The 8,201-nt window shown below is 60.6% G+C and carries 4 protein-coding genes and 1 pseudogene; all 5 read right to left on the bottom strand.

The genetic code is table 11. From position 1 onward, the window contains the following. Positions 1 to 373 (bottom strand): annotated as a pseudogene (locus tag GFC01_RS15230) (class I SAM-dependent methyltransferase); the annotation flags it as partial. 72 nt (positions 374 to 445) lie between these two features. Further along, positions 446 to 2,419 carry a DNA mismatch repair endonuclease MutL gene (mutL, locus tag GFC01_RS15225; protein ID WP_152948021.1) on the bottom strand — a complete coding sequence of 658 codons (1,974 nt, stop codon included), beginning with the start codon at positions 2,417 to 2,419 and terminating at the stop codon, positions 446 to 448. Next, positions 2,420 to 3,814 carry a histone deacetylase family protein gene (locus GFC01_RS15220; protein ID WP_152948020.1) on the bottom strand — a complete coding sequence of 465 codons (1,395 nt, stop codon included), beginning with the start codon at positions 3,812 to 3,814 and terminating at the stop codon, positions 2,420 to 2,422. After that, a complete protein-coding gene (locus tag GFC01_RS15215; protein WP_152948019.1) occupies positions 3,780 to 5,468 on the bottom strand; it encodes a hydantoinase/oxoprolinase family protein in 1,689 nt (562 codons plus the stop codon). The genes GFC01_RS15220 and GFC01_RS15215 overlap by 35 nt, the downstream gene beginning before the upstream one ends. Positions 5,469 to 5,475: 7 nt before the next feature. Then, on the bottom strand, positions 5,476 to 8,094 hold the full coding sequence (gene mutS, locus GFC01_RS15210) for a DNA mismatch repair protein MutS (protein WP_341474031.1): 2,619 nt from the start codon (positions 8,092 to 8,094) through the stop codon (positions 5,476 to 5,478). Positions 8,095 to 8,201 lie beyond the last annotated feature (107 nt).

The raw sequence follows: 8,201 nt of genomic DNA, 5'->3' as shown, positions 1-8,201 counted from the left end.
CCTCTTCCCCCACCACCCAGGCGGCCACCAGGGCATCCACACCCGGCCCCAGGGTGCAGTCCAGCAGGCTATCCCCCCTCTTTAGATCCATAGCTTTGATCATTTGGTCAGTTTTCCCAGCTTTGATTTCCTTTATACGTAGAACGGCCATTCCAGGGTGAAAAAAGAGTTCCCGTCCACCGGAAAAATAAGAAACCCGGTCTGCGGACACCACCAGCACGCCTGAAACGCCGTAATGGGCACAAATGGCTTCCAGGGAAAGCTTTTTCCGGGGCACCAGGGGAACACCCAGGCGGCGGCTGAACCAGACAGCCCTTTCTTTTAGTGATGCACCGGCCTTTAATGAAGTGGTCACCACGCAATTGGGGGTCAAAGAAAATCACCTTCCGGTTGCGGCGCATAACCACCCGGACGGTGGTCGTCCTCATCACCCCGCACCGGGTTCTTACCTTTTAAAACGCTGCGCCAGTTCCTGATAGGAGAGCAGGATTACCGCCGGCCTGCCGTGGGGACAGGTATAGGGATTCTGTGCCTGTGCCAGCTGCTCCAGCAGGGCCAGGGCGGCCGCCTCCGACAGGAGGGCACCCGCCTTGACCGCCGCCCGGCAGGCGGTCCGGGCGGCCAGATGGTGCAGCAGATCCTCCCGGGAGGGGGAACGGCCCGGTTCCCCTAAATAGGCCAGAATATCCCGTAAATAGGATTCCTCTTCCCCGGGCGGAAAATCCAGGGGCACTCCCCGCACCACCACAGTATCACCGCTGAAAAAATCCAGCACAAAGCCCAGGGAGGTGAGGAACTCCCGCTTTTCAGCCAGCAGCGTTGCTTCCCGGTGGGAGAGAAACACGTTCACCGGCAGCAGGAGCATCTGGGAGGATAACCCGCCGGCGGCCATGCCGGATAGATATTTTTCATATAATATCCGTTCGTGGGCGGCATGCTGATCCACCATATATAACCCGCCGGGTCCGGCCGCCAGCAGGTAGGTGGGCGGCAGTTGTCCCAGATAATGCAGAGGCGGGAAGGTTGAAACGGATTCACCCGAAACCGGGGCATCGTGAGCGGTCTCCCCTTCCCGGCCGTCCCGGCAGACGGGGCAACTGTAACCGGGTAAATCCTCCGCCAGCAACCCGTCCCCGCAGGGTTGCCCTGCCGGTGGCCAGTCGATTTCCGGAGCGGCAGCCATGTCTTTCTTTACATACCGGTCCCGCTCCCGGCACTGACCGGGGGAAACAGGACTCTCCGGTGGAAGAAAATCTTCAACACTGCCGGCCGGCGGGAGGGCGGCCGGAAAGAGGGGAGGGATGGTGGCACCTTCCCCTTGTCCCGGTTGAACAGCCCTGCGGGTATCGCCCCGGTGCCCGGAAGAGGGTAACCCCGGCGGCCGCCCGGCATATGCCTCTCCTGCCGGCATACCCGGGATCACCAGGCTGGTGCTGATCAGGGCCTCCCGTACCGCCCTGGTCACCGCCCCGGCCACCTCCCTTTCCCGGGCCAGGCGAACCTGCAGCTTGGCCGGGTGAACATTCACATCCAGCAGTTCCGGATCCACCTGCAGGGAAATAACGGCCACCGGATGGCGACCGGCCGGCAGCAGGGTGTGATAGGCCTCCTGCACCGCCAGGGCCACCAGGGAGCTGTATACATAACGGCCGTTTACCAGCACGATGATCTGGCGGCGGTTGCTGCGGTGCAGCACCGGACGCCCGGCGTAGCCCCGGATGGCCAGCCAGTCCCGGGAAATGTCTTCCACCGGCAGCATCTGCCGGGCCGTCTCCATGCCCATCACCGCCGCCAGGGCTTCCAGCAGCTTACCCGTACCGGGGGTGGCAAAAATCTCCCGCCGGTTATGGATAAACCGGATGCTTGCCTCCGGCCGGGCCAGGGCCAGGCGGGAAAGGGCATCCCCCACCGCCCCCCCTTCGGTGCCGGCGGACTTCAGGTGCTTTTTCCGGGCTGGAGTGTTATAAAACAAATCCCGCACCTGCACAATGGTCCCCGGAGCCAGGGCGGCCGGGCGACAGGAAAGCACCTGCCCCCCTTCCACCTCCAGGTGGGTTCCCCGGTCGGAACCGGCGGGACGGGTCTTTAAAGTCAATTTGCTCACGGCGGCAATGCTGGGCAGGGCTTCTCCCCGGAAACCCAGGGTGGTAATGCGGAAGAGGTCTTCCGCACCGCGAATTTTGCTGGTGGCATGACGCAGCAGGGCCAGCCGGGCATCTTCCTCATCCATGCCCCAGCCATTATCACGAACGGTGATCTCGGACAATCCACCGGCGGTAATTTCCACGGTGATCTCCGTGGCACCGGCGTCCAGGGAGTTTTCCACCAGCTCTTTTACTGCCGAAGCAGGTCTTTCCACCACTTCGCCGGCCGCAATCTGGTTGGCCGTAAACTGGTCCAGCACCACTATCCGGGACAATCAATCACCCACCTTCGGACCTTCGGATACCCATTCCTGTCCCTTCTCCCGGTCAAAGGCCAGGCAGGTGTCGGTGGATTTATCCTGCATATAAACATGGTGGAATCCGGTTATCTTTTTAGCCCCGGCGTAAGCATCGTAGGCCTCGGACTGGCAGGTGGAACAGGCATTAAAGGGTACGGATACGCAAAACACCCGGTTGGACCGGCCGTAGCCGTGATCGGCCCGGGAATCAATGGTCAGGTAGCCCGGGCAGCGGGTGCAGCGGCGCACCCTTTCCAGTTGCTCTTCTTCGATATAATCGGTATCATAGTAAATCTGCTTGCGGCGCTGGAAGAAATCGCCGGAGCCGAAGATTTTCTCTAAATCCACCCTGTCCCGGTTCTGCCAGACGGTTAGCAACTGCTCCACCATTTTATGCACCCGGGCCACCCTCTCCGGGTTTTCAGGCATACGTCCAGGCCAGTCGGGTTCCTGTATACAGGAATAATCATGGCCGGCCAGGGCCAGCAGTATGGCCAGGTTGACGTAGGGCAGGGCCGTTTCAATAGCGTAACCACCTTCCAGTACCGCCAGGTGGGGGTTCAGTTTGCGGGTAAATTCGGCGTAGCCGCCGGCGGTAAAGCGCATGCTGCCCAGGGGATCGGTATAATGATTGTCCTGCCCGGCCGAATTGATGATGAATTCCGGCTGAAAGTCTTTTAATACGGGAAGAACCAGGTTATCCACCACGTAGTGAAAGGTTTCATCTCCCAGTCCCGGCGGCAGGGGGATGTTGATGGTCCGGGCGTAGGCCCCGGGACCGCCCAGCTCATTGGGAAACCCCGTGCCGGGGTAAATGGTCCGCCCGTCCTGGTGGAAGGAAATGAACAGAAGGTCCGGATCGTGATAAAAAATATCCTGGGTACCATCCCCGTGGTGCACATCCGAATCTACAATGGCAATGCGTTTGATCCCGTGACGGCGGCGCAGGTATTCCACCAGAATGGCCTCGTTGTTGATATTACAGAAACCCCGGTTGCCGTGCACCACCCGCATGGCGTGGTGGCCCGGAGGACGCACCAGGGCAAAACCATTTCTAATTTCCCCGCTGATAACGGCATCGGCCAGGAGGGCGGCCGAACCGGCGGCAATGAGATGGGCCTCGGTAACCTGGCTCTGCACCCGGGGAACACAGAAATGTACCCGGGCCACATCGTGAATGGTGATCAGGCGGGGGGCATACTCCTCTATTTCGGGCAGGTCCAGAACCCCTTCCTCGAAGATCTGGTCCCGGGTATATAAAAGCCTTTCCTCCCGTTCCGGATGGGTGGGTGAGATGGCCCAGTCAAAGGCCGGAAAGAAAACCAGGCCCGTTTTTTTACTTTTCACTGTTCTCCCCCCCTGCTCCCACATGATATAAAATGCCCCGCCTGGTCTGGACGGTAACATCTATCAGCCGCCCCACCGTCACCCAATCCCGCACCATATTAAACACTTCCCGCCGGGTAACCTCCATGTCCGACAGGCAATCTTCCAGGCCGTGGCGGGCAGCCAGCCGGGCCAGCCAATCCCTGGCCAGGGCCAGGGCCTTTTCTTCGTTAAAACCCTTGCTTTCCAGGATACCCTGATACCCTTCCTCCTGTATGCTGTAAACCCCCCGTTCCGTATCCGCCCGCAGTGTTACCTGCAGGGTGGGCCGGGCCACCGCCGTGCCAATGGCGTTGGCCACCGGAGCGTAGGGCGGGATCACCGGGTAGCAGCCCATGCGGGCGGCGATCTGGGAAACAAAACCGGCCGCCCCGCCGCCCACTCCCACCACCGTGCGGGGACGGACCTTTTTCTTTTGCAGCACTTCCCACACCCGGTAGGCCGGTTCCTGTTCCCAGCGGGCGAACATGGCTTCAATTTCCCGGGCAATGGTATCAATCACCAGGGAAATTACCCGGCCGGCCACTTCCCCGGCGCTGATGCCCAGGGGGTCGCCCAGCATGGTCATGGCCCGCCGTGCCCTCTCACCGTCACCCAGGTTGGTCAACCCCAGTACCCTCAAAGCATCGGTGGGGGTGGGCAGGGGGCCGCCCAGACAATAGGGAGAACCCAGCCTTTCCGAGTAGACGATGATATCCCGGCCCACCCGCTCCACGATGCTGTCGCCCCCCACGGGGACCGACTTTACGGCCAGGGCCCGCACATGGGTGAGCATGTCATCCACCCGGGCGCCCCGGGAAGCCAGCAGCGGCTGCCCGCTTAAAATCAGGGCCAGGTCGGTGGTGGTACCGCCAATATCCACCACCACCGCCGTTTCCCCGGGGGGTGTCAGCGCCTGGACGCCCAGGGTGCTGGCGGCGGGACCGCTGAAGATGGTTTCCACGGGCACATCCAGGGAACTTTCCAGGGGCAGTGTGCCGCCGTCGGCCTTCAGCATGAAAACCGGCCCGGCGATACCCCGCTGCCGGACGGCCTCCTGGACGGAGCGTACGAAAAACTGGTATTTCTCCCGGGTGGCACAGGTCAAATAGGTGGTCACCACCCGGCGGGGAAAGTTCAGCTGGCCGGCCACCTGATGACCCAGCTCCAGGTGCCAGTCGGGGTAGTTCCAGCGCACCCGGGCGGCCACTTCCTTTTCATGCCTGTTGTTCCGGGAGGAAAATTTGCCCACAATGGCCACCTTGCTGTATCCCCCGGCCGCCAGTTCCCCGGCGGCCTCATCCACTTCGGTCATCCTCAGGGGAAGGATTTCCCGTCCCCGGTAGTCAATGGCCCCCTGGATGACGTGCATGTGGGTGGGGAAACGGTACAGGTTCTGGCACAGGCCCGGACCGGGCATTAGAATCAGCCCCACGGGGTCATACTTTTTTTCGGCAATCAGGTTGGTAATCATGGTGGTGCTGAAAACCACCCGCTCCACCAGATCACCGGACACACCCCGCATGACGGCATCCAGGGCTTCCAGAAGGGTTGAGAGGAGGTCTTCTTTGGTGGGCACTTTGGCCATGGCCCGGACCAGCCCCTGATCCAGCAATACCGCATCGGTATAAGTACCGCCCACATCTACGCCAATATACATTTCAGGGTTACACCCCCCTACCGGTTTGACTCTGCCGGGCAGGTGGCTGCCCGTAATCCTGTTTCAAGGCCCTTTGCCAGGAAGCAATGGTGTTCAACGCCTCCAGGGGTGTCATCTGCCACAGATCGAGTTTGGCCAGCTGGGCCAGAATGGGATGGAAGCCCCAAACGGCCGTTTTATGTTCACCGGCCGGTTCCCTTTCCCGCCCGGAAACCCCGGTTACCTGCCGCCGGTTCTCCAAACCGGCCAGTATCTCCTGGGCCCTTTTTAAGATCTCTTCCGGCAGGCCGGCCAGCCGGGCCACCTGAATGCCGTAACTGCGGTTGGCCCTGCCCGGCCTGACCCGGCGCAGAAAAACCACCCCATCCTCCTGTTCCTGGACCAGTACGGTAAAATTTTTCACCCCGGGCAGGGATTCCAGGTCAGTTAGTTCATGATAATGGGTGGAAAAAAGGGTGCGGGCGCCAATGCGGTTGACAATGTATTCCACCAGCGCCCGGGCAATGCTGATACCATCGTAGGTACTGGTGCCCCGGCCCACCTCATCCATCAGGATCAAGCTTCTGGGGGTGGCCGAGCTGATTATTACCTGGCACTCGCTCATCTCCACCATAAAGGTACTCCGGCCGGCGGCCAGGTCGTCACTGGCTCCCACCCGGGTGAGGATGCGGTCCACAATACCTATTTCCGCCCGGGAAGCGGGGATAAAACTGCCCATCTGGGCCATGAGCACCAGCAGGGCCACCTGGCGCATATAGGTGCTTTTGCCGGCCATATTGGGACCGGTGAGAAGAATGGTGCGGGTATCCTCCCCCAGATCCACATCGTTGGGCACAAATTCCCCCCCGGGCAACACCCGCTCCACCACCGGGTGGCGACCCTCCCGGATCAGCAGGCGGGTACCCGTATGCACCAACGGACGCACATAATTGCCCTTTACCGCTGCCGTGGCCAGGGAAAAAAGGGCATCGACCCGGGCCACCGCCCCGGCCGTCCGCTGGATACGGCGCACCGCACCGGCCACCTTCTCCCGGACGGCCGTAAACAGGTCGTATTCCAGCCGGACCAGCCTTTCTTCCGCCCCCAGGATCCTCTCTTCCATTTCCTTGAGTTCGGGAGTAATAAAACGCTCTGCCCCGGCCAGGGTCTGCTTGCGTATGTAATGGGCCGGCACCAGATCCAGATTGGCCCGGGTCACTTCCAGATAATAGCCGAAAACTTTATTATAGCCCACCTTCAGGGAACGGATACCGGTGCGCTCCTTTTCCCGGGCTTCCAGCTGCGCCAGCCAGTTTTTCCCCTCCCGGCTGGCCAGTCTCAGGCTATCCACCTCGGGGTGGTATCCCTGGCGGATCAACCCCCCTTCCCGCAGACCGGCAGGCGGCTCGGGGTGAAGGGATTCCTCCAAAAGATTCCGGATATCCTCCAGGCAATCCAGTTCCCGCACAATTTCCGCCCACATGGCCGTCTTAAAGGTTAAGAGCAACTTTTGCAGTGCCGGAAGAACGGCCAGGGAACTTTTCAATGTCAGTAAATCCCGGGCGTGGGCGCTGCCGTAGACGGCCCGGGAGGCCAGCCTTTCCAGATCGTAAATTTCTTTCAACAGACGGTGGAGCTCATCCCTTTTCAGGTTATCGGCCACCAGTTCGGCCACCGCATCCAGCCGTTTGTTGATTTCATGTACATCTTGCAGGGGGCGTTCCAGCCACGATTTCAACAACCGGCCTCCCATGGCCGTGACGCTGTGATCCAGCACCCATAAAAGGGTACCCCAGCGGGAACCGTCCCGCAGGGAGGATGTCAATTCCAGGTTGCGCCTGGTGGTGGCATCTATAAGCATGTACTGGCTGCCGCTGTACACCTGCACCCGGTTGATCTGGGCCAGATCCCTTTTCTGGGTGGCCGCCAGGTAAGCCAGCAACCCGCCGGCGGCCAATAAGGCCCCGGGCAGTTCACCCAGGCCGGAACCGGCCCACCGGGGTCCCAGACGACCCTCCAGATTTTTTACCGCTTCCTGCCGGGTAAAGGCAGCGGCGTCCCAAAAGGAAAAGGCGGTCTTCGGCAGGCGTTCTTTAATAGTTCCGGTCAGCTGCCTGGAGGAGGGTGTATCGGCCAGCAACACTTCCGCCGGTTCCAGGCGGGAAAGTTCATCCAGCAATTCCTCCCGCCCGGGAAGCCGGGTGGCCATGAACAGGCCGGTGGTCACATCGGCCGCCGCCAAACCGTACCCGTCTTCCCCTTCCACCACGGCCACAAGGAAGTTATGCCTTTTTTCCTCCAGGCAGTCCATGATGGTACCCGGGGTAACCACCCGGGTCACTTCCCGTTTAACGATGCCCCTGGCTGTGGCCGGATCTTCCACCTGATCGCAGATGGCCACTTTGTATCCCTTTTCAATAAGACGGGCTATATAACCGTCGGCGGCGTGGTAGGGCACACCGCACATGGGCACCCGGCCGCCGGCCCCGGCATCGCGGCCGGTGAGGGCGATTTCCAGCTCCCGGGAGGCCACCAGGGCATCATCAAAGAACATTTCGTAAAAATCTCCCAAACGGAAAAAGAGGATGGCGTCTTGATAATTCTGTTTAATCTGCAAATACTGCTCCATCATTGGAGTGTAAGCCACTGCCAATCCCCCCTGGGCACCATTATATCACAAAGAATCGCGGGGCAAAATGGCAGAATCAAAACGCGGAAAATAATTTGCGCTTAAAGCCCAAATAAGATATAATA

Source organism: Desulfofundulus thermobenzoicus (assembly GCF_009428905.1).
In the GTDB taxonomy this organism is placed as follows: domain Bacteria; phylum Bacillota; class Desulfotomaculia; order Desulfotomaculales; family Desulfovirgulaceae; genus Desulfofundulus_A; species Desulfofundulus_A thermobenzoicus.
The sequence above is the reverse complement of the archived record's forward strand: the minus strand, read 5'-3'. Positions and strand labels throughout refer to the sequence as shown.

Excerpts from the sequence above, each read along its gene's own strand:
- GFC01_RS15220 (WP_152948020.1), bottom strand. The coding sequence starts at position 3,814 with ATGTGGGAGCAGGGGGGGAGAACAGTGAAAAGTAAAAAAACGGGCCTG.
- GFC01_RS15215 (WP_152948019.1), bottom strand. The coding sequence starts at position 5,468 with ATGTATATTGGCGTAGATGTGGGCGGTACTTATACCGATGCGGTATTG.